Origin of the sequence: Streptomyces akebiae, from assembly GCF_019599145.1 — a bacterium.
Classification (GTDB): Bacteria; Actinomycetota; Actinomycetes; order Streptomycetales; family Streptomycetaceae; genus Streptomyces; species Streptomyces akebiae.
Genome location: NZ_CP080647.1, coordinates 6,143,733 through 6,163,297, shown reverse-complemented (window position 1 = coordinate 6,163,297; position 19,565 = coordinate 6,143,733). Strand labels below are relative to the sequence as shown.

17 protein-coding genes are annotated in these 19,565 nt (G+C 71.8%); 6 read left to right on the top strand and 11 right to left on the bottom strand.

Translation table 11 applies throughout. The features are described from left to right. The first annotated feature begins 80 nt into the window (after nt 1–80). Nucleotides 81–1,424 carry a UDP-glucose dehydrogenase family protein gene (locus tag K1J60_RS26610; protein ID WP_220648395.1) on the top strand — a complete coding sequence of 448 codons (1,344 nt, stop codon included), beginning with the start codon at nt 81–83 and terminating at the stop codon, nt 1,422–1,424. Nucleotides 1,425–1,556: 132 nt separating this feature from the next. Here K1J60_RS26610 and K1J60_RS26605 read toward each other — a convergent pair whose 3' ends face one another. Further along, on the bottom strand, nt 1,557–2,063 hold the full coding sequence (locus K1J60_RS26605; protein WP_220648394.1) for a CGNR zinc finger domain-containing protein: 507 nt from the start codon (nt 2,061–2,063) through the stop codon (nt 1,557–1,559). A 108-nt stretch (nt 2,064–2,171) separates the two neighbouring features. Here K1J60_RS26605 and K1J60_RS26600 point away from each other — a divergent pair, with 108 nt between their 5' ends. Next, nucleotides 2,172–2,534: a VOC family protein gene (locus tag K1J60_RS26600; RefSeq protein WP_220648393.1), complete on the top strand. Its 363-nt coding sequence runs from the start codon at nt 2,172–2,174 to the stop codon at nt 2,532–2,534. 129 nt (nt 2,535–2,663) lie between these two features. On the opposite strand, the gene K1J60_RS26595 is transcribed toward K1J60_RS26600, so the two are convergent. The 4 genes from K1J60_RS26595 to K1J60_RS26580 form a co-directional block, all read right to left on the bottom strand. Beyond that, nucleotides 2,664–3,983 (bottom strand): dipeptidase, encoded by a 1,320-nt coding sequence (locus K1J60_RS26595; protein ID WP_259407926.1) that lies wholly within the window; start codon nt 3,981–3,983, stop codon nt 2,664–2,666. A 150-nt stretch (nt 3,984–4,133) separates the two neighbouring features. Continuing rightward, nucleotides 4,134–5,321: a dipeptidase gene (locus K1J60_RS26590; protein ID WP_220648392.1), complete on the bottom strand. Its 1,188-nt coding sequence runs from the start codon at nt 5,319–5,321 to the stop codon at nt 4,134–4,136. Between the two features lie 47 nt (nt 5,322–5,368). Beyond that, the gene (gene purE / locus K1J60_RS26585) at nt 5,369–5,893 is read right to left on the bottom strand and encodes a 5-(carboxyamino)imidazole ribonucleotide mutase (RefSeq protein WP_220648391.1); all 525 of its coding nucleotides are present in this window, start codon (nt 5,891–5,893) and stop codon (nt 5,369–5,371) included. Continuing rightward, nucleotides 5,890–7,029, bottom strand: a complete 1,140-nt coding sequence (locus K1J60_RS26580) for a 5-(carboxyamino)imidazole ribonucleotide synthase (protein ID WP_220648390.1) — start codon at nt 7,027–7,029, stop codon at nt 5,890–5,892. The genes purE and K1J60_RS26580 overlap by 4 nt, the downstream gene beginning before the upstream one ends. Before the next feature lie 272 nt (nt 7,030–7,301). On the opposite strand from K1J60_RS26580, the gene K1J60_RS26575 reads away from it, so the two are divergent. Next, on the top strand, nt 7,302–7,844 hold the full coding sequence (locus tag K1J60_RS26575; protein ID WP_220648389.1) for a GtrA family protein: 543 nt from the start codon (nt 7,302–7,304) through the stop codon (nt 7,842–7,844). A gap of 176 nt (nt 7,845–8,020) precedes the next feature. Here the strand turns inward: K1J60_RS26575 and K1J60_RS26570 are convergent, their stop codons facing one another. Both K1J60_RS26570 and K1J60_RS26565 read right to left on the bottom strand, forming a co-directional pair. Continuing rightward, on the bottom strand, nt 8,021–9,289 hold the full coding sequence (locus tag K1J60_RS26570; RefSeq protein WP_220648388.1) for an ATP-binding protein: 1,269 nt from the start codon (nt 9,287–9,289) through the stop codon (nt 8,021–8,023). A gap of 221 nt (nt 9,290–9,510) precedes the next feature. Continuing rightward, entirely contained in the window at nt 9,511–10,188 is a 678-nt protein-coding gene (locus K1J60_RS26565; RefSeq protein ID WP_184893268.1) for a response regulator transcription factor, read from the bottom strand. Nucleotides 10,189–10,669: 481 nt separating this feature from the next. Here K1J60_RS26565 and K1J60_RS26560 point away from each other — a divergent pair, with 481 nt between their 5' ends. Beyond that, complete coding sequence (locus tag K1J60_RS26560; protein ID WP_220648387.1) at nt 10,670–12,214, top strand: peptide MFS transporter; 1,545 nt, start codon at nt 10,670–10,672, stop codon at nt 12,212–12,214. A 125-nt stretch (nt 12,215–12,339) separates the two neighbouring features. Here K1J60_RS26560 and K1J60_RS26555 read toward each other — a convergent pair whose 3' ends face one another. The 4 genes from K1J60_RS26555 to K1J60_RS26540 form a co-directional block, all read right to left on the bottom strand. Continuing rightward, nucleotides 12,340–13,524, bottom strand: coding sequence for a hypothetical protein (locus tag K1J60_RS26555; RefSeq protein WP_398683326.1), 1,185 nt, complete (start codon nt 13,522–13,524; stop codon nt 12,340–12,342). 12 nt (nt 13,525–13,536) lie between these two features. Next, nucleotides 13,537–14,289, bottom strand: a complete 753-nt coding sequence (locus K1J60_RS26550; protein ID WP_220648386.1) for an LPXTG cell wall anchor domain-containing protein — start codon at nt 14,287–14,289, stop codon at nt 13,537–13,539. Nucleotides 14,290–14,584: 295 nt separating this feature from the next. After that, nucleotides 14,585–15,100, bottom strand: a complete 516-nt coding sequence (locus K1J60_RS26545) for an ATP-binding protein (RefSeq protein WP_220648385.1) — start codon at nt 15,098–15,100, stop codon at nt 14,585–14,587. 412 nt (nt 15,101–15,512) lie between these two features. Continuing rightward, nucleotides 15,513–15,881 (bottom strand): STAS domain-containing protein, encoded by a 369-nt coding sequence (locus K1J60_RS26540; protein WP_033524849.1) that lies wholly within the window; start codon nt 15,879–15,881, stop codon nt 15,513–15,515. Nucleotides 15,882–16,128: 247 nt separating this feature from the next. On the opposite strand from K1J60_RS26540, the gene K1J60_RS26535 reads away from it, so the two are divergent. Beyond that, nucleotides 16,129–17,031 carry an RNA polymerase sigma factor SigF gene (locus K1J60_RS26535; protein ID WP_220648384.1) on the top strand — a complete coding sequence of 301 codons (903 nt, stop codon included), beginning with the start codon at nt 16,129–16,131 and terminating at the stop codon, nt 17,029–17,031. A gap of 230 nt (nt 17,032–17,261) precedes the next feature. Then, nucleotides 17,262–19,547 (top strand): RICIN domain-containing protein, encoded by a 2,286-nt coding sequence (locus K1J60_RS26530; protein WP_220648383.1) that lies wholly within the window; start codon nt 17,262–17,264, stop codon nt 19,545–19,547. Nucleotides 19,548–19,565 lie beyond the last annotated feature (18 nt).

Here is a 19,565-nt window from a genome sequence, read left to right as displayed (position 1 = left end):
CCGACTATGCTCACGTGCACGCATGCACGCGGCTGTGCACGCGTGCACAGCCCCACGGCCGGACACCACCAGGAGCACCCATGGCCCTCAAGATCACCGTGATCGGCACCGGCTATCTCGGCGCGACACACGCCGCGGCCATGGCCGAGCTGGGGTTCGAGGTGCTCGGGCTCGATGTCGTCGAAGAGAAGATCGACATGCTCCGGCGGGGCGAGGTCCCGATGTACGAGCCGGGTCTTGAGGAACTGCTGCGCAAGCACGTCGCCGGGATCGAGGGGTCCAGCGGGCGGCTGCGTTTCACGACCGACTACGCCGAGGTCGCGGCCTTCGGCGACATCCACTTCGTCTGCGTGAACACCCCGCAGCGGCACGGCGAGTACGCCTGCGACATGTCGTACGTCGACGCGGCCTTCACCTCGCTCGCCCCGCATCTGACGGGCCCGGCCCTGGTCGTCGGCAAGTCGACGGTGCCGGTGGGATCCGCCGACCGGCTGGCCGCGTATCTCGCCGAGCACGCGCCCGCCAGGGAGGACGCCGAGCTGGCCTGGAACCCGGAGTTCCTGCGCGAGGGCTTCGCCGTGAACGACACACTGCACCCGGACCGGATCGTGGTGGGCGTCCGCAGCGAGAAGGCCGAGAAGCTGCTGCGCGAGGTGTACGCGACGCCGGTCGAGGAGGGCTCCCCGTTCGTCCTCACCGACTTCCCGACCGCCGAGCTGGTGAAGACCTCCGCGAACTCCTTCCTCGCCACCAAGATCTCCTTCATCAACGCCATGGCCGAGGTGTGCGAGGCCGCCGGGGGCGATGTCGCCAAGCTGGCGGAGGCCATCGGGCACGACGACCGGATCGGGAAGAAGTTCCTGCGGGCCGGCATCGGCTTCGGCGGCGGGTGTCTGCCGAAGGACATCCGGGCGTTCATGGCGCGCGCCGGCGAGTTGGGCGCCGACCAGGCCCTGACGTTCCTGCGGGAGATCGACTCCATCAACATGCGCCAGCGCGGGCAGATGGTGGAGCTGGCCCGGCAGGCGCTGGGCGGCGGATCCTTCCTGGGCAAGCGGGTCGCCGTACTCGGCGCCACCTTCAAGCCCGACTCCGACGACGTACGCGACTCCCCCGCCCTCAACGTGGCCGGGCAGATCCACCTCCAGGGCGGCCAGGTCACCGTCTACGACCCCAAGGGCATGGACAACGCCCGGCGGATCTTCCCGACCCTCGGGTACGCCGACACCGCGCTGGACGCCGTACGGGGCGCCGACATCGTGCTGCACCTGACCGAGTGGCGCGAGTTCCGCGAGCTGGACCCCGCGGCGCTGGGCGAGGTCGCGTCGACGCGGCTCGTGCTGGACGGCCGCAACGCGCTGGACCCGGAGCTGTGGCGCCGTGCGGGGTGGACGTACCGGGCGATGGGGCGGCCCACCGCGTAGGGCCGCGTCGGCGGGGGCTCCGGCCCCCGCGCAGGACAGCGGAAGGTGACGCCGTTCCGGCCGAGGCTCAGTCGGCCGGAACGGCGTCTGTTCCCATTGTCCACGTTCTGGCGCCCGGCGGGGGCGAAGCGCTTACTTCGCTCGGTAGCGGCGCATCTTCGCACGGGCGCCGCACACCTGCATCGAGCACCAGCGGCCGCGGCCGGCCGGGCTGCGGTCGTAGTACGCCCAGTGGCAGTCGGGGGCCTCGCAGGCCTTGAGGCGTTGCCAGGTGCCCGCCGTGAGGGCCTCGGCGACGGCCGCGGCCACGCGGGAGAGCAGGGGGGCCGGGTCGGCGGCGGGGCGCAGGCTCGCGGAGCCGTCCTCGGCGGAGACCGCGACGACGAGCGGTGCCGCGGCCAGGAGGGTGCCCAGCGGGGTCACCGGCCGGTGCGGGGCGTGACCGGCGTGGGCCAGCAGGGTCGCGCGGAGGGATTCCCGCAGCTCGCGCACGGCCGTGAGGTCCTCGTCCGCCGCCAGACGCAGACCGGCGCGGGCCTGCGGGGTCTCCAGGGTGTCGGCGCCGGTCTCCAGGTCCAGCGTGTTCACCAGGCTCTCGACGAGGGCCAGGCCGCCCGGGGCGGACGCTCTCTCACTCATGCCGGTGACGTTACCTCTTAAAGGGGTGCATGAAGTAACCGTTACTGGTTACCCTCCTCATCAGGTAACCGAACTTCTGATGAGCAGAGAACGAGCAAGGAGAAGGCCATGGCCATCGCCACGCTGGATGTCGTCGTTCTGGACTGTCCCGACCCGGCCGCACTCGCCGGGTTCTACGCCGAGGTGATCGGCGGGAAGGTCACCGGGGAGGGGGACTGGGTGGATCTGGAGGTGCCGGGGGTGGGTGCGCGGCTGGCGTTCCAGAGGGCGCCGGGGTTCGTGGCGCCCGAGTGGCCCTCGGCGGAGCGGTCGCAGCAGTTCCATCTCGACCTGAACGTGGAGGACATGGACGCGGCGGAGAAGCAGGTACTCGCGCTGGGGGCGACGGTGCTGGACGCGGCGGATCGTGAGCGCGGGTTCCGGGTGTACGCGGATCCCGCGGGGCATCCGTTCTGTCTGTGCGCGGCGTGAGTGCGCGGTAGGGGCGGGAGGGGTGCGGGGAATCGGGCGGCCGCGGGTCGTCCGTGGCTGGTCGCGCCCACGCGGCGGAGCCGCATCCGGATACAGCCCCGCGCCCCTCATGGGGCCCGGTCGGCCCCGTCAGCCGTCCAGCTCCGCGATCCTCGCCGTGGAGGCCTCTCGGCGGTCACGTGCCGCCCTGGCCGTGAAGTCGGCGGTGCGCAGGACGCGTTGGACGTTGCCCCAGGTCAGGAGGGCGAGGTCGGTTTCGGACCAGCCTCGGTGCATGAGTTCGGCGACGAGGCGGGGGTAGCAGGACGCGTCGGTGAGGTCCCGGGGATGGGCCGCGCCGGAGTCGTAGGTGCCGGAGAGACCGACGCACTCGGGACCGGCGATCGCGCGGACGTGGTCGAGGTGGTCGGCCACGTCGCGGACCGAGGGGCCTGTCTGCTCCGCGGTGAGCGGCACCATGCACAGGCCCCGCGCCTCGCCCAGGGCGGCGAGGAGGTCGTCGGGGAGGTTGGCGGGGTGGGACCGCAGCGCGGCGGCCGCCGAGCGGGTGCACACCACGGGGGCGCGGGAGACCGCGAGCGTCCGGCGGACGGTCTCCCCGGAGGCTCCGGAGAGGTCGGCGAGGACGCCGATGCGGTTCATCTCGCGGACCACCTCCTCACCGAACCTGCTCAGCCCGGACTCGCCCGCCCAGGACGCGCCGGCGAGGGTGAGGGCCTTGAGGCCGAGCGTGTGCAGGGCGCGCAGGATGCCGAGGGAGTCACCGATCGCCGGGGCTCCGGCGGGGCCCAGCAGGACGGCGACGCGACCGCAGTTGCGGGCGTCGGTGGTCTCTCCGGCGCTGTACGTGAGCCGCAGTCCCTCGGGATGCGCGTCGACGACCGTCCGGACCAGGTCCAGCTGCTCCAGCGTGGCTCCCACGGCCCGCTCGCCCGCGAGGCCGTCCGGGAGGTGCAACGACCAGAACAGCGCTCCGATGTGTCCCTTGCGCATGCGCGGCACGTCGGTGTCCACACTGCCCTCGCCCAGCTCCAGGTCGTACCGGGGCAGCTGACGCAGGACCCACGGCAGCCCGCTGTATCCGTCGGCGACGGGGTGCTCGACCAGGAAGGCGTCCGCCTCGGCCAGCTCGGAGGAAGGGGAGGAAGCCGAGGAGGGCTCGGCGGGTCCGGCCACCACGACGGCTTCGTCACCGGGGGCCTCGGGGACATCCGCTCCACCGTGGCGGACGTCGGCCGCTCCACCCTGGCCGCCGCCGGCCGCTCCACCGTGGCGGACGTCGTCCGCCTCGCCGTCGTCGGGGTGGCCGCCGTCGCCGGGGGCTATCGGCTCCGCCGCCGGTGGGCGCCCGTCGCGTTTCCGCTCGGGCCCGGTGCGGGTCGGGGTGGGAGGCGTGTCGAGCTCGCCGGCCTCCCCTGCGGCTTGCAGTTCGTCCTGCAGATCTGCCATGGCGGACCTCCGTAGCCGTTGGGTGATCGCAGTACTCGTCACCGTGGCACGGAGGCCGCTCGCCTTCCTGGTGGGTGGGGCGTTCGGGTTGAACGGCCGCCGCGGGGCCGTCACTACGCCACCCGGGTGAGGTCCGGACGGCGCCGGGTGTCACCCGTCCAGCTGTTCCAGCGTCGCGTTGGACGGGCTCGTACGGGCCTGGAGGTCCCGGGCCACGTCCTCCGCCGCGCCCAGCACCCGGACCGCGTTCCGCCAGGTCAGCTTGGCCAGGTCCGGACGGGACCAGCCCCGGTCGAGGAGCTCGGCGATCAGGTTCGGGTAGCAGGAGACGTCGCCCAGACCGTCGGGGGTGAAGGCCGTGCCGTCGTAGTCGCCGCCGATGCCGAGGTGGTCGATGCCGGCCACCTCGCGCATGTGGTCGAGATGGTCCGCGACCGTGGACACCGTGGCGACCGGGCGGGGGTTGCGCTCCTCGAAGGCGCGGTGGACCGCCATCCCCTCGGGGGTGGTGTCGAGGTGGTGCAGACCGTGGGCCCGCATGTTCTCGTCGGCGGCGGCCGTCCAGTCGACGGCGGCCTGGAGCACGAACTTCGGCACGAACGTCACCATCGCCACTCCCCCGTTGGCCGGGAGCCGCTCCAGGACGTCGTCCGGGATGTTGCGGGGGTGGTCGCAGACGGCCCGCGACGAGGAGTGGGAGAAGATCACCGGGGCCGTGGACGTGTCGAGCGCGTCCCGCATCGTCGTCGCGGCCACGTGCGAGAGGTCGACGAGCATCCCCTCGCGGTTCATCTCCCGCACCACCGCCCGGCCGAAGGCCGACAGGCCGCCGACGGCCGCCTCGTCCGTCGCGGAGTCCGCCCAGGCGATGTTGTCGTTGTGCGTGAGCGTCATGTAGCGGACGCCGAGCGCGTACAGCGTCCGCAGCGTGGCGAGGCTGTTGTCGATGGAGTGGCCGCCCTCGGCGCCCATCAGGGAGGCGATGCGGCCCTCGGCGCGGGCCGCCTCCATCTCGGCGGCGGTCAGCGCGGCCCGCAGCTGCGCCGGGTGACGGTCGATCAACTGCCGTACGCAGTCGATCTGTTCCAGGGTCGCGGTGACGGCCCCCGGCAGGACTGCCGCGTCCGAGGGGACGTACACCGACCAGAACTGCGCCCCCACGCCGCCCGCGCGCAGCCGCGCGAGGTCGGTGTGGAGGAAGGCGCTCTGGTCGTCGGCGATGTCCCGCGCGTCCAGGTCGTAGCGGACCTGCTCACGCAGCGCCCAGGGCAGGTCGTTGTGCCCGTCCGCGACCGGGAACTCCCGCAGCAGTTCCCGGGCCGCCTCCAGCGATGCCATGGCCATCTCCCCCGTGTCCCCCGTGATCCCCGTCATGTCGGTTACGTCTACTTCCCGAAGCCGAAGCCGCTGCCCGCTCCCTCGACCTTGGTGCGCAGGCGCTTGCCCTTCTCGGTCGCCTGGTCGTTCAGCTGCTGCTGGAACTCCCGCATACGGCCGAGGAGTTCCTGGTCGTGCGTGGCGAGGATGCGCGCGGCCAGCAGACCGGCGTTGCGGGCCCCGGCGACGGAGACCGTCGCGACGGGCACACCGGCCGGCATCTGCACGATCGACAGCAGGGAGTCCATGCCGTCGAGGTACTTCAGCGGCACCGGCACGCCGATGACCGGCAGCGGCGTCACGGACGCGAGCATGCCGGGCAGATGGGCGGCGCCGCCCGCACCCGCGATGATCACCTTGATGCCCCGGTCCGCGGCCTCCTCGCCGTACGCGACCATCTCGCGCGGCATCCGGTGCGCCGAGACGACGTCGACCTCGTACTCGATCTCGAACTCGTCGAGGGCCTGCGCGGCGGCCTCCATGACGGGCCAGTCGGAGTCCGACCCCATGACAATGCCTACGACCGGGCTCATTCGGTGATCGTGCCTCTCAGGTAACCGGCAGCGTGACGGGCGCGCTCCAGCACGTCGTCCAGGTCGTCGCCGTAGGTGTTGACGTGACCGACCTTACGGCCGGGCTTCACGTCCTTGCCGTACATGTGGATCTTGAGCTGCGGGTCGCGGGCCATGCAGTGCAGGTACGCGGAGTACATGTCGGGGTAGTCGCCGCCGAGGACGTTGACCATGACGGTCCACTTCGCGCGCGGGCGCGGGTCGCCGAGCGGGAGGTCGAGGACGGCCCGTACGTGGTTGGCGAACTGCGAGGTGATCGCGCCGTCCTGGCTCCAGTGGCCCGAGTTGTGGGGGCGCATCGCCAGCTCGTTGACCAGGATGCGGCCGTCGCGGGTCTGGAACAGCTCGACCGCCAGGTGGCCGACCACGTCCAGTTCCTTGGCGATGCGCAGGGCCATCTCCTCGGCGCGCAGGGCGAGCGCCTCGTCCAGGTCGGGCGCCGGGGCGATCACGGTGTCGCAGACGCCGTCGACCTGCCGCGACTCCACCACCGGGTAGGCGACGGCCTGACCGTGCGGCGACCGTACGACGTTGGCGGCCAGCTCCCGCACGAAGTCGACCTTCTCCTCCGCGAGGACCGGGACGCCGGCGCGGAAGGGCTCGGCGGCGTCCTCGACCGACCGGACGACCCATACGCCCTTGCCGTCGTAGCCGCCGCGGACCGTCTTGAGGATGACCGGAAACCCCTCGCCCTCGGCGGCGAAGGCGGCCACGTCGTCGGGGTCCGCGACGATGCGGTGCCGTGGACAGGGCACGCCGATCGCGTCGAGCCGCGCGCGCATCACGCCCTTGTCCTGGGCGTGCTGGAGCGCGTCCGGGCCGGGGCGCACGGGGATGCCGTCCGCCTCCAGAGCCCGTAGATGCTCGGTGGGTACGTGTTCGTGATCGAAGGTGATCACGTCGCAGCCCTGCGCGAACGCACGCAGCGTGTCGAGGTCGCGGTAGTCGCCGATGACGACATCGCCGACGACCTGCGCCGCGGAATCCTGAGGGGTGTCACTGAGGAGCTTGAACCTGATGCCGAGCGGGATGCCCGCCTCGTGTGTCATACGAGCGAGCTGGCCACCGCCGACCATGCCGACTACCGGGAACGTCACGCCCCCAGGGTATCGGCCACGGAATCGGCCACTCCCGGGTGCCCGATTTCCCCGCCCATTTCCCCACCGGACCGCCCCCGGACCTCCCCCGTCCCCCGGCTGTGAGCTTCTGCACAGGCATTGCCCAGGGGTGCTGGTTAGCATGGCTGAACCAGTGGATTTCGACCGAAGATCAACTCATTTCGGATCGTTCAGATCTTTTCGGACGGGACAGCGGCCGGCTGACCACCGGCACGACACCGACCGGAACCTAGCTACGGGGGCCACACACGATGGGAAGTACCAGCTCGGGGCCTGATACGAGGCCCCGTGGCGCCCTGCGCCGCCGGCTCGACCTGCTCGTGCGCGAGGTCGCCAAGTTCGGCGCGGTGGGCGGTGCGGGGCTGCTGGTGAACCTCGGGGTGTTCAACCTCGTGCGGCACACCACCGAGCTCCAGGTGGTCCGGGCCAGCGTCATCGCCACGGTCGTCGCCATCGCGTTCAACTACGTCGGCTTCCGCTACTTCACGTACCGGGACCGCGACAAGAGCGGCCGTACGAAGGAGCTCTCGCTGTTCCTGCTGTTCAGCGCGGTCGGACTGGTGATCGAGAACGGGGTGCTCTACACCGCCACGTACGGCTTCGGCTGGGACAGCCCGCTCCAGTCCAACATCTTCAAGTTCCTCGGCATCGGCGTCGCGACCCTCTTCCGGTTCTGGTCGTACCGCACCTGGGTGTTCCGGGCCCTCCCGGCGCGCGAGACGGTGTCCCGCGCGGAATCGTTCCTCGAAGCGGAGCCCGCCCACCCGCCGACGGTCACGGGCAAGCGCCGCTGAGGCCCGCGACGTCCTGAAGGGGCGCGGGGAGCGGGGAACGGCGCGAGAAGCCCCCACCGGCCCCGCAGCCGCCGTCATGCGCCCCGGAAGGCCCCGGCGCGTCCGCGAGCCCCTCGCACCGACCACCGCGAGCCGAGCACGGAGAGCCGAGAGCCGAGAGCCGAGCGACCGTCGGCCTACCTGACCGGCCGGTCCTCGCCGACAGGCGTCCGCACCGGCGTACGCGACAGGAACAGCCCGAAGACCGGCGGCTGGGCCTGGAGCATCTCCAGGCGCCCCCCGTCGGCCTCGGCGAGGTCCCGCGCCACGGCCAGCCCGATGCCCGTCGAGTTGCGCCCGCTGATCGCCCGCTCGAAGATCCGCGCCCCCAGCTCGGCGGGGACGCCGGGCCCCTCGTCGGTGACCTCGATCACCGCCTGGTTCCCGGTGACGCGGGTGCGCAGCGCCACGGTGCCGCCGCCGTGCATCAGCGAGTTCTCGATCAGCGCGGCCAGCACCTGCGCGACCGCGCCCGGCGTGCCGACGGCCTGGAGGTGCCGCTTGCCGGAGCTGACGACGGCCCGCCCGGCGCTGCGGTAGGCCGGCCGCCACTCCTCCAGCTGCTGCTTGATGACCTCGTCGAGCTCGAAGGAGACGGCGGAGCCGTTGCGGGGGTCGCGTGAGTTGGTGAGGAGCCGCTCCACGACGTCCGTGAGGCGCTCGACCTGGGTGAGCGCGATGTGCGCCTCCTCCTTCACCGTGTCGATGTCGTCGGTGAGGGTGATCTCCTCCAGCCGCATCGACAGCGCGGTCAGCGGCGTGCGCAGCTGATGGGACGCGTCGGCGGCGAGCCGCCGCTCGGCGGTCAGCATGCGGCCGATGCGCTCGGCGGAGGAGTCCAGCACGTCCGCGACCCGGTCCAGCTCGGGGACGCCGTAGCGCTTGTGGCGGGGGCGCGGGTCGCCGGAGCCGAGCCGTTCGGCGGTCTCGGCGAGGTCGGTGAGGGGGGAGGCGAGGCGATTGGCCTGGCGTACGGCGAGGAGGACGGCCGCGATGACGGCGAGCAGGGCGACGGCCGCGATGATCAGCAGCGTACGGCCGACCTCACGGCTGACCGCCGAGCGGGACTCCTCGACCGTGACGATCTCGTCCTTCTCGCCCGTGGCCTGGTGGCTGATGACGTCGCCGACGGGCTTCTCGCCGATCTCGATCGTGGACTGGCCGGGGATCTCGATACGGGCGTAACGCTCGTCGCCGACCTGGTCCCGGAGGACCTCGGCGGTGATCCTCTCGTCGCCGATGATCCGGCTGTCCACGATGCTCGTCAGCTGGACAGCCTCGGACTCCACGCGCTCCTGCGCGCTGCTGCTGATCGTGCGGGTCTCGACGATGACCAGGGAGACGCCGAAGACGGCGATGACCACGAGGACCACGGCGAGGGTGGACTGGATGAGACGGCGACGCACGGTTGCCCTCCGGGCGGGGCGGGTTGTTCTGGGACCATCGATTGTGCGGCACCCGCGGCGGGGCCGAGCGTCCGTGAAGCGCGCGGGGAGCCGGGCGACCGCGAGGGCCGCGGGGAGCCGAGCGATCGGCTGCGGCGCACGCCCGGCCGGCCACACCACGCCCGGCCACACCTCGCGCGGGCCCCCAGCCGCTGGGCGCCCGGCTCAGCCCCCGACAGGCCTCAGTTCTTCTCGAACCGGAAGCCGACCCCGCGCACCGTCGCGATGTACCGCGGGTTCGCCGCATCGTCGCCCAGCTTCTTGCGCAGCCAGGAGATGTGCATGTCGAGGGTCTTCGTCGAGGACCACCAGGTCGTGTCCCAGACCTCGCGCATCAGCTGGTCACGGGTGACGACCCGGCCGGCGTCGCGCACGAGCACCCGCAGCAGGTCGAACTCCTTGGCGGTGAGCTGGAGCTCCTCGTCCCCCATCCACGCCCGGTGGGACTCGACGTCGATCCGCACGCCGTGGGTGGCGGGCGGCTGCGCCGGTTCCGCCGAGCCGCGCCGCAGCAGGGCCCGGACGCGGGCGAGCAACTCGGCGAGCCGGAAGGGCTTGGTGACGTAGTCGTCGGCGCCCGCGTCGAGGCCGACGACGGTGTCCACCTCGTCGGCGCGCGCGGTCAGGATGAGGATCGGCACGGTGTGGCCCTCGGCGCGCAGCCTGCGAGCCACCTCCAGGCCGTCCATGCCGGGCAGCCCCAGGTCCAGGACGACCAGGTCGACGCCACCCTGCATTCCGGCGTCCAGTGCGGTGGGACCGTCCTCGCGGACCTCCACCTCGTACCCTTCCCGGCGCAGTGCGCGAGCCAACGGCTCCGAGATGGACGCGTCGTCCTCGGCGAGCAGTACACGGGTCATGCGCTGATGGTAGTCCGCCGAGAACCGCAGGTGGAGGGTGATCGGCAAGCACGATTCACACCTTTGTCCAAGGGTTCTCTTACTCTGGCGGGGCATGATCCACTGCGGTGGGCGTTTCGTCCGGCGCCGGTGAAGATCCGCGTCGCCACGTGGACATGACGGCCGGGTTCGGTGGGGATCGCGCGTCGATCCCGTGAACGGGGCGTCGCCGCGCCGCGCCCTGTGCGGTCACCTCCTGCGCCTGCCCGAGATGAACCCTTGATTGACCTTCGAATATGCGATCACCGGGGTCTTCTTACCTGTGATCCGCCTCTCAAGTCCTTCCGTTTCCTGCGACCCCCTGACGTATGGTGACGGAACACCTGTAGCTACACGTGGGGACCTTTGGCGTCATATATGCGCTGAAGGTCTCTTTTGCGTGCGGAACAACCCTGTGGGCGCGCCCCCCCACGTGCGCCGTCCCGACCAGCAAGGAACGACCATGGCGTCCAGCCTGACGAAGGACCCGGCCGGCCGGGGAACCCCCGGCGCCGAAGGCACCTTCTTCGGCCACCCCCGCGGACTGGCCACTCTCTTCATGACCGAGATGTGGGAGCGATTCTCCTACTACGGCATGAAGGCCCTCCTCACCGTCTACCTGCTCTCCGGCGGCCCCGACGCCGGCAAGGGGAGCATGGACGGCGGCCTGGCCATGGATCTGGCCACCACCACCACGATCGTCGCCGTCTACTCGGCGATGGTCTATCTGCTCGCCATGCCCGGCGGCTGGCTCGGCGACCGCGTCTGGGGCCCCCGCAAGACGGTGGCGATCGCGGCCGTCACGATCATGTCCGGGCATCTGGTGCTCGCCCTGCCGGGCGGTCAGGCACCGTTCTTCGCGGGCCTCGCCCTGGTCGCGGCCGGCTCCGGTCTGCTGAAGGCCAACATCTCCACCATGGTGGGCCATCTGTACGACGGCCCCGAGGACCCGCGGCGCGACGGCGGCTTCACGATCTTCTACATGGGCATCAACGCGGGTGCCTTCTTCGCCCCGCTGGCCATCGGCACCGTCGGCCAGGAGGTCAACTGGCACCTCGGCTTCGGCCTGGCCGCGGTCGGCATGGCCATCGGTCTCGCCGCCTTCCTCGCCGGCAGCCGCACCCTGAGCCCGAGGAGCGACGTCGCCCCCAAGCCGCTGGCGGCCGAGGAGCGCGCCGCCTGGCTGCGCAAGGGCCTGCTCTGGCTGGCCGTCGCGGCCGTCTTCTACGGCGCCGTGGGCCTCAGCGGCCACTTCACCCTGAACTGGGCGATGATCCCGCTGACGGTCATCGGTCTGGTCGTCCCGGCCGGTGTGCTGCTGCGCATCAAGCGGGACAAGGAGCTGACCACCGCCGAGCAGTCGAAGATGACCGGCTACATCTGGTTCTTCGTCGCCGCCGCCGTGTTCTGGATGATCTACGACCAGGGCGCGTCCACGGTCCAGGCGTTCGGCTCGAACGACGAGAAGGTGGCCGGCTCGCTGCTCGGCTTCGACTTCCCGACCTCCTGGTACCAGTCGCTGAACCCGCTGTTCATCATGGCGCTGGCCCCGGTGTTCGCCTGGCTCTGGCTGTGGCTCAACCGCCAGGGCCGGGAGCCCGGCACGGCCGTGAAGTTCGCGATGGCACTGGTGCTCATCGGTGTCTCGTTCTTCTTCTTCCTGATCCCGCTGGGGATGGCCGCGGACGGCACCCTGGCCAGCCCGATGTGGCTGGTGGGCATCTATTTCATCCAGACCGTCGGTGAGCTGTGCCTCTCCCCCGTCGGCCTGTCGGTGACGACGAAGATGGCCCCGGCCAAGTACGCCAGCCAGATGATGGGCGTCTGGTTCCTCGCGGTCACCGCGGGCGACTCGATCACCGGCCTGCTCTCCAACCCGGCCGTCGGCGGCTTCGACCTCAGCGGCACCGGCATGGTCGCCGTCGAGGCCACCCTCGCCGTCCTCGCCGGCTTCGCGATCTACATGTACCGCAAGAAGGTCAGGGCCCTCACGGGCGACGTCAACTGAGACCGACGCCCGACGACAGAGCGTGGGACGGCCGCCGCACCTGGGGGTACGGCGGCCCTTTGACGTCACGTGCTTCTACGCCACCTGTTTCGACGTCACCTGCCTCTACGTCACCTGCTTCGACGTCACCTGCTTCGACGGGCGTCTGTGGCCGTGTCCGTATCCGTATCCGGTGTGAACCACGGAAGCATCGAGGGTGTGCGAGGCGGGGGCGGGGTGCGGGGTTGGGCGTGGGCCGCGGTCGACGGGGGTGGTCCGGGGACCCAGGCGGGGAGATCGGGGACGCGTAGCCTCCGACGTTTCCGTTCGGGAGTCTCGCGCCCCGGCCGTACGCGGTCCACCACCGCCATGCCGATCCGGAACAGCGCGGCGGGTACGACGAGACAGAGCATCAGCCAGAAGAGGGTGACGCCCCAGGGGCGGCCCACGTTCCACGGCTGCTCGGTGAGGACCCTGCCGCCGTACTTGAGGGAGACGGTGTAGCGGCCGTGGGCCCCGGCCGCGAGGTCGACGGGCAGGGTGACACGGGCCTTGCCGCCGGGCGGGACCGTGCCGCGCCACCGCTGTTCCTCCCAGCGCGGCGCGAACACACCGTGGGAGGTGCCGACCTGGAACACCGGGTCCTTCACCGGGGAGGTCCCGACGTTGCCGACGGTGAGGACCAGTTCGCGGGTGGGCGGCGCCCCGAACCAGGTCAACAGCCCGCTGGAGCCCGTCAGTCGACCGTCCGCCAGGAGCGACAGCCGTCCGCCGGTCACCTCCTGCGGCAGCGGCTCGACCGAGTGCCCGGCGACCTGGAACGCCGCGTCGGCGTCGGCCTTCGGCCCCGTGATGGTGGAGACGTGCACGACACACGGGCACGGCACCGGCGGCTCCGCGACCGGCAACTCCCGGCGGAATCCGCCCTTGTCGTCGGCGGTCACGGCCCGCCCGTCGGCGTTGGCACAGGAGTCGGTGCCTCCGGGCACACCCCTCGACGGCGTCGACCGACCGCAGATCAGCACCATCAGGATCGCCTTCGGCCGCCAGCCGCTCCCCGTCACGGTGACCGAACCCCCGGTCCCCGCCTCCGACTTGGACACCTTCACGGTCGGCTCGGCCGCGGCCGCCCGCCCCTGCGGCTGGGCGGCCCCCTGCGTCCGCGACTGCGCCGTCGCCTTCGCGGTCCCGTCCGCGAGGGGCGACAGGAGCGCCAGGGCAAGGGCGAGTCCCACTCCCGTGAGCACCCTCAGCGAGGGCGCGTGGGAAGTCGCGTACGGGGTCGAGCCCGAGAGCGCGCACGACGCCGGGGTCCGCCGCCTTCTGATCACGTTCGGCTCCCGTCAGCGACGTACCGCCTGGTTCCTGCGCGTCACCCACAGCACCCCCGCCGTGCCCGCGAGCAGCACCGTGCCGCCGAGCGTGCCGAGTGCGACCGCCGAGTCCAGCGGGCCGGTCTGCGGCAGCTCATCGCCCGAACCACCCGTACTCCCCGATCCGTTCGAGCCGCCCGAGCCACCGGTGTCGGACCCGCCCCCCGAACCGCCCGAGGCGCTCCCGCCCGCGGCGGTGACGTCGAGGGTCAGCGACGGCCCGGGATCGTTGCCCGGGGTGCAGGTGGTCACCGTGCCGAGGGCCTTGATGGTGAGCACACCCGCGGTGAACTCGACCTTGCCGGTCTCCTTCGGCGTGTACGTGCCGCTCAGGTCGTTGATCTTGATCGGTGTGTTGGCCGGGATCGCCTCCTGGTTCGCCGGCCCCGTCACCGTGAGCGTGCCGCTCTCGGCCCCGCCCAGTTCGATCGTGGCGCTGGGCGTCATCGCGCCCTTGCCCAGCTCGACCGGGCTGGACGACACACCCTTCTGCCACGACATCGTGATCTTGTAGCCGTCGCCGCTCTCGACCCCCTTGATGTCGATGGGCGACACCGCGGACTTGTCCCCGATCGGCGTCTTGCAGTTGTACTCGACGTCCACGACCTCGGCATGGGCCACCGGGGCGGCCATCAGCACCGCCGAGCCGGCCAGGGCCGCGAGGGACGCGAGCGCGGCGGTTCGTTTCTGGTACGTCCGGTACGACACCTCGGCACCCCACATTCTGACGGAACATCAGATCGGCGGCTCAAGGTACGCCGGGGCTCTTGGAGAAGGAAGACACGCGCAAGTGTCGGATGTGTGTCGATGAACCTGGGGCGACATCGCGGCGACGGGCCCCGGCTGCCGGCAGCACGCGGGAGGACCGCGTCGACGGCGGCTCCGCCTCGCGGGCACGAAAGGCCGGGCATGAGGCCGGGCACGAGAGGCTCCGCCTGTCGGGCGCGAGAGCGCGGGTCGCCCGGCGGCGGGGTGCGGGTCGCCCGGCAGCGGGTGCGGCCCGCCCGGCGGAGTTCGGCTAAGCGGGTGCCCCCAGCTCCGCCCACACCGTCTTTCCGGACGCCCCGGGAGCCCGTACGACCCCCCAGTCCAGACAGAGCCGCTGCACGATGAACATCCCGTGCCCACCCGGCCGCCCGGCTCGATGCGGTGTGCGGGGCGCCGGGCTGCCCGTCCCCCGGTCGGACACCTCGATGCGCAGCACCTTGTTGTCGCACCCGATCCGCAGCTCGGACGGACCCCCGGCGTGGAGGCAGGCGTTGGTGACCAGTTCGGACACCACCAGCAGCACGTCCTCGGCCGCGGCCCGCTGGTCCGCGGTCGCGGCCGGCAACCACCCCCACGCGTACAACGCCTGGCGGGTGAAGTCGCGGGCGAGCGGCACCACCCCGCTCTCGCCGTCGAAGGCGAGCCGACGGGGGAGGCGGCTCGCGGCGGGGGCCTCGGGCGGGTCTCCGCCTGGCACCCCGGAAGCGCCGCCGGCACCCGGTTCCGGGCCGCGGTCGCCCGGCGAGAAAGGCCGGGTGGTGCTCATCAGCGCTTCACCTCACCGATTCACCAGTTCACGATTCAGGACTCATCAAGGGTGCGGGACGAAGACCCGCGGTACATGCCGTTTCAGCTGTCATCCGTTGCGCCATCCGTACTTCCGTCGCACCTCGCCGTAGCGCCGAGCCGCCGGGCCGGGACCCGGTCGTCTCCGGGTCACCACCGACACGTTCAGGATGTCTCCTGCCCGAGCGAACCGTCAGAACACCCACGTTTTCGGCACAGAACCTGTGACGCGAATAACCCGGCGGTCGGAGTGCGACACCTGAGGGACGACCCGGGGCGCACGACCGGCCGACGCCACCGACCCGACGCCGTCGCCGTGACCGACGCGACATCGCCGACCGGTCCGGGCGACGCCACCCGTGACGATGGTCACGGGCGGGTCGGCCACGGCCCTAGTCGCCCAGGGCGGCCTCAAGCGTGTCGTGGACGGTGAACACCGCGTCCGCCCCGGTGATCTCGAAGACCCGCGCCACCGCCGGGAGCATTCCCGCCAGATGGACACCACCGCCCGCCGACTCCGCCCGCAGCCGCACGCCCAGCAGGACGTTGAGCCCGGTGGAGTCGCAGAACTCCAGGCGTGAGCAGTCCACCACCAGACGTGTGAAGCCCTTGTCCAGGCAGCTCTCGAGTGGCTCACGCAACAGATCGGCGGTGTGGTGATCGAGCTCACCCGCCGGGGTCACGACGGCGCTGGGGCCCTCTTCCCGCACCTCGACCCGTAGTCGGCCCGACTGTGCGCTGCCGACCGTCCCACGGTCCATGCCGTCTCTCTCCCGACCGTCGTGACTGCTGACTCGCCCTCGAACACTACGCCTTCTCCACACTCCCCGACACCTGAACAATCGCCCGCAAAGGGACATTTCGCCACAGGAGGCACTTGCGACGACGTCAGGAAACCGGGTAGGGCTAGTACTGACACCAATCGACACGGCCGGCTTTGGAGGCGCCGCACACCGCAGTGCACGTATTGGCATCGGCGGCCATATGCCGAGAACGATGGAGGACATCATGTCACCCCGGCTCGACGCATCGCATACCCAGAGGGCGACGTCGGCATCCGCCCCGGAAGAGACGCAGGACGACCTCGCCCACAATCCGGGCGACGCGCTCGCCGATCTGCCGGAGATCCCCCCGTACGACGAGGTGGGACCGGTGGACGCACGAGCCCTGTCCAAGACCCTCTTCGAGCGGCTCGAATCCCTTGAGGAAGGCACGTACGAGTACTCGTACGTACGCAACACCCTGGTCGAACTCAACCTGGCCCTGGTGAAGTTCGCCGCCTCCCGGTTCCGCTCGCGCAGCGAACCCATGGAGGACATCATCCAGGTCGGCACGATCGGCCTCATCAAGGCGATCGACCGCTTCGAACTGAGCAGGGGCGTCGAGTTCCCCACGTTCGCGATGCCGACGATCGTCGGCGAGATCAAGCGTTTCTTCCGCGACACGAGTTGGTCCGTGCGGGTGCCGCGCAGACTCCAGGAGCTGCGGCTCGACCTGGCCAAGGCCGGCGACGAGCTGGCGCAGAAGCTCGATCGCGCTCCGACGGTGGGAGAGCTGGCGGAGCGCCTCGGGCTGACGAACGACGAGGTCGTCGAGGGCATGGCGGCGTCGAACGCGTACACCGCCTCGTCGCTGGACGCCCAGCCCGAGGAGGACGACTCCGAGGGCGCCCTGGCGGACCGGATCGGCTACGAGGACCACGGCCTCGAAGGCATCGAGTACGTCGAGTCCCTGAAGCCGCTGATCGCCGAACTGCCGCCGCGCGACCGGAAGATCCTGTCCCTGCGGTTCGTGGCCGGCATGACGCAGTCCGAGATCGGGGACGAACTGGGCATCTCCCAGATGCACGTCTCCCGACTGCTGTCCCGCACGCTGGTACGCCTGCGCAAGGGGCTGACACTGGAGGAGTGAGCGTCGGAGCTCTCGGAGATCCAAGTCGGCCGGGTGCGGTGGGAGTCACGACACTCCTCACGTACCCGGCCGAACCGTTCTCGTCCCGACCCCTGTCTCACTCCCTCTCACCCCCTTACCGCAAGAAACCCCTTCCCCCCGGTTCACCTTCCGCCACTATGGTCACGCGCCAGACTGTTCGGTATGCCAGAAGCCGACTGGCGGACACGGGGGTGCGAGGAGGCACGAGGATGACTCGGGCTCGGGACGAGCGCCCCGGCGGCGACGACGGCCATGAGGACCAGCAGGACACCGGTGCGCCGGGCGCACGCCCCGACGGTGGGTTGGAGCACCGGCACGCGAACGCGTCGGACGCGCGGCTCACCGCGCTGTTGCGTTCCGACTCGCCGACCGCGTACACGGCCCTGCGCGAACTGCGCGAGCGCCACCACGCCTCGGTCCTCGCCTACGCCCGACTGTGCGCCGCGAGCGAGTCCTCGGCACGGGAGTTGGCGACGCAGGCGTTCACCGTCGCCACCAAGGAGACGGCGCGGGGGATCGAGCCGACCGTCCCGTGGCGCCATCGGCTGCTCCTGCTGACCGCGCGGGTCGCCGCCGGCTGGTCCGCGGACGGTGGCGCGACCGGTCTCGCCCCCGCCCTGCGCGTCGTGCTGGACACGGCGGGCCCCGGCGGCCGCGTCCCGCCCCTGCTCGCGGCGTTCGAACTGCTGCCGCCCCGGCCGCAGGGCCTCATCTGGTACGGCGTCGTGGAGCGTGAACCGGACGCCCGCACGGCCGTGCTCCTCGGCGTCACGCCCGACGAGGTGACGTACAAGCGGGAGTCCGCGCTCCACGCCCTGCGCCAAGCCTGTCTGCGGGTGCGCCTGGGCGCCTCCGACGACCCGCGCTGCCAGGACTTCCGCCGACTGATCGAGGAGTCCGTACGGCCGGACACCCCGCGCCACAGCACCGATCTGCAAGCCCACATGGAGCACTGCCCGCATTGCACCGGCGCGTACGAGGAGTTGTGCGCCCTGCGCGACAGCCCTCGCGCGACCCTTGCGGAGGGGCTCCTGCCGTGGGGCGGTACGGCGTACGCGCGGGGTGGCGCGGGCACGCGGGCCGAGGGTGACGACGGGGCCCGGGACGGTACGGGGCCGTGGGACGGCACCGGAGGGCGCGACAGGGCCGGGGCGGAAGCGACAGGTGAGGGCGCGGAGCGGGGGCTTGGGGCCGGGAGGGGGACAGCGCCGGGGTCCGGGTCCGGGGCGGGAGGCTGGGCAGAAGCGGGGACGGGCTCGGCGGCTGCGGCTGCGGCTGCGGCTGCGGCTGCGGCTGCCCAGGCCTCTGCCTCTGTGGCAGCGGCCTGGGCGGGGACCGGCTTCGGCTCCGGATCAGGATCCGGCGGAGCAGGCGGCTCGGGTGGCGGCTCCGACGCCGGTGGCAGAGAGCGAGCGGCGAGCGGCACCGGAGCGGAGAACCCGGGTGGTTCGTCGGCCGGGGCGGAGGCGTGGCCGGGCCCCGGCGTCGACGACCAGGCCCGCACGCCGACCGGAGCGGAGCCATGGGCCGCCCCCGGCCCCGGCGACCGAGGCGGCACGGGGGGTGGCGCGGAGGCGTGGGACGAGCCCGGATCTGACGCGCGAGTCGGCAGGTCGGCCGGTCCCGGGCCAGGCACGGCGGGTGTGACCGGGCGCGTGGACCGGGCCTGGACGACAGGTTCCGCCGGGGTCGGTGGCCGGGCCGGCGGGGTCGGTGGCCGGGCCGGCGGGCGGGACGGGGCCCGGGCGTCGGGGGCCACATGGTCGTCGTCGCGTCGGGTCGCGCTGACGTCGGTGGCCCTGGGGGTGGCGCTGGCGCCGCTGTTGGCGTTCCTGGTGTTCTCGGGCTCGGTCGGCTCGTCGTCCGACGACGAGGCGGGTTCCGGCGGTACGCCCGCCGTACCTCCCTCGGGCGCTGTGACCCCGACCGTCCCGCCGAGCCCCGCACCGTCCCCGACGCCCTCGGAGACCGCGAGCCCCTCGAAGCCTCCGCAGAAGGAGAAGCCGACGAAGAGCCCGAGCCCGAGCCCCAGTCGGTCGACGTCCGGCCCCACGAAGCCGTCACTGCCGTACGGGCCCCCGTTGAACGGTGCCTACACGCAGGTGGTGAACGCCTCGTCCGGCCTGTGCCTGGACATCCGGGGCGAGTTGGAGAAGGGCACCGACGTCGTGACGGCCACCTGCTCCTCGCGCGCCACCCAGCGCTGGCGGCTGGACTCCCACCGGGACGCCCTGCAGTCGTTCGCCGATCCCGATCTGTGCCTCGACAGCCGAGGGGCGACCGACGACGGTGTGGGCATCTGGGACTGTGACTCGCTCGACGGGGACAACGGCGACAACCTGCGGTTCGAGGTCGACTCCCGCGGAATGATCCGCCCGGCGATCGCGCCGGGGCACGCCGTGACCCCGGACGCGCTCGGCTCCGTCTCCTTCGCCGAGGCGTCCGGACGTGACGGACAACGATGGCGCGCGGGCGCCGGGCCGGTCCACAGCTGAGACCGGTCCACGTCCGAC

Excerpts from the sequence above, each read along its gene's own strand:
- K1J60_RS26610 (WP_220648395.1), top strand. The coding sequence starts at position 81 with ATGGCCCTCAAGATCACCGTGATCGGCACCGGCTATCTCGGCGCGACA.
- K1J60_RS26605 (WP_220648394.1), bottom strand. The coding sequence starts at position 2,063 with ATGAGTGAGAGAGCGTCCGCCCCGGGCGGCCTGGCCCTCGTCGAGAGC.
- K1J60_RS26600 (WP_220648393.1), top strand. The coding sequence starts at position 2,172 with ATGGCCATCGCCACGCTGGATGTCGTCGTTCTGGACTGTCCCGACCCG.
- K1J60_RS26595 (WP_259407926.1), bottom strand. The coding sequence starts at position 3,983 with ATGGCAGATCTGCAGGACGAACTGCAAGCCGCAGGGGAGGCCGGCGAG.
- K1J60_RS26590 (WP_220648392.1), bottom strand. The coding sequence starts at position 5,321 with ATGGCATCGCTGGAGGCGGCCCGGGAACTGCTGCGGGAGTTCCCGGTC.
- purE (WP_220648391.1), bottom strand. The coding sequence starts at position 5,893 with ATGAGCCCGGTCGTAGGCATTGTCATGGGGTCGGACTCCGACTGGCCC.
- K1J60_RS26575 (WP_220648389.1), top strand. The coding sequence starts at position 7,302 with ATGGGAAGTACCAGCTCGGGGCCTGATACGAGGCCCCGTGGCGCCCTG.
- K1J60_RS26565 (WP_184893268.1), bottom strand. The coding sequence starts at position 10,188 with ATGACCCGTGTACTGCTCGCCGAGGACGACGCGTCCATCTCGGAGCCG.
- K1J60_RS26560 (WP_220648387.1), top strand. The coding sequence starts at position 10,670 with ATGGCGTCCAGCCTGACGAAGGACCCGGCCGGCCGGGGAACCCCCGGC.
- K1J60_RS26550 (WP_220648386.1), bottom strand. The coding sequence starts at position 14,289 with ATGTGGGGTGCCGAGGTGTCGTACCGGACGTACCAGAAACGAACCGCC.
- K1J60_RS26545 (WP_220648385.1), bottom strand. The coding sequence starts at position 15,100 with ATGAGCACCACCCGGCCTTTCTCGCCGGGCGACCGCGGCCCGGAACCG.
- K1J60_RS26540 (WP_033524849.1), bottom strand. The coding sequence starts at position 15,881 with ATGGACCGTGGGACGGTCGGCAGCGCACAGTCGGGCCGACTACGGGTC.
- K1J60_RS26535 (WP_220648384.1), top strand. The coding sequence starts at position 16,129 with ATGTCACCCCGGCTCGACGCATCGCATACCCAGAGGGCGACGTCGGCA.
- K1J60_RS26530 (WP_220648383.1), top strand. The coding sequence starts at position 17,262 with ATGACTCGGGCTCGGGACGAGCGCCCCGGCGGCGACGACGGCCATGAG.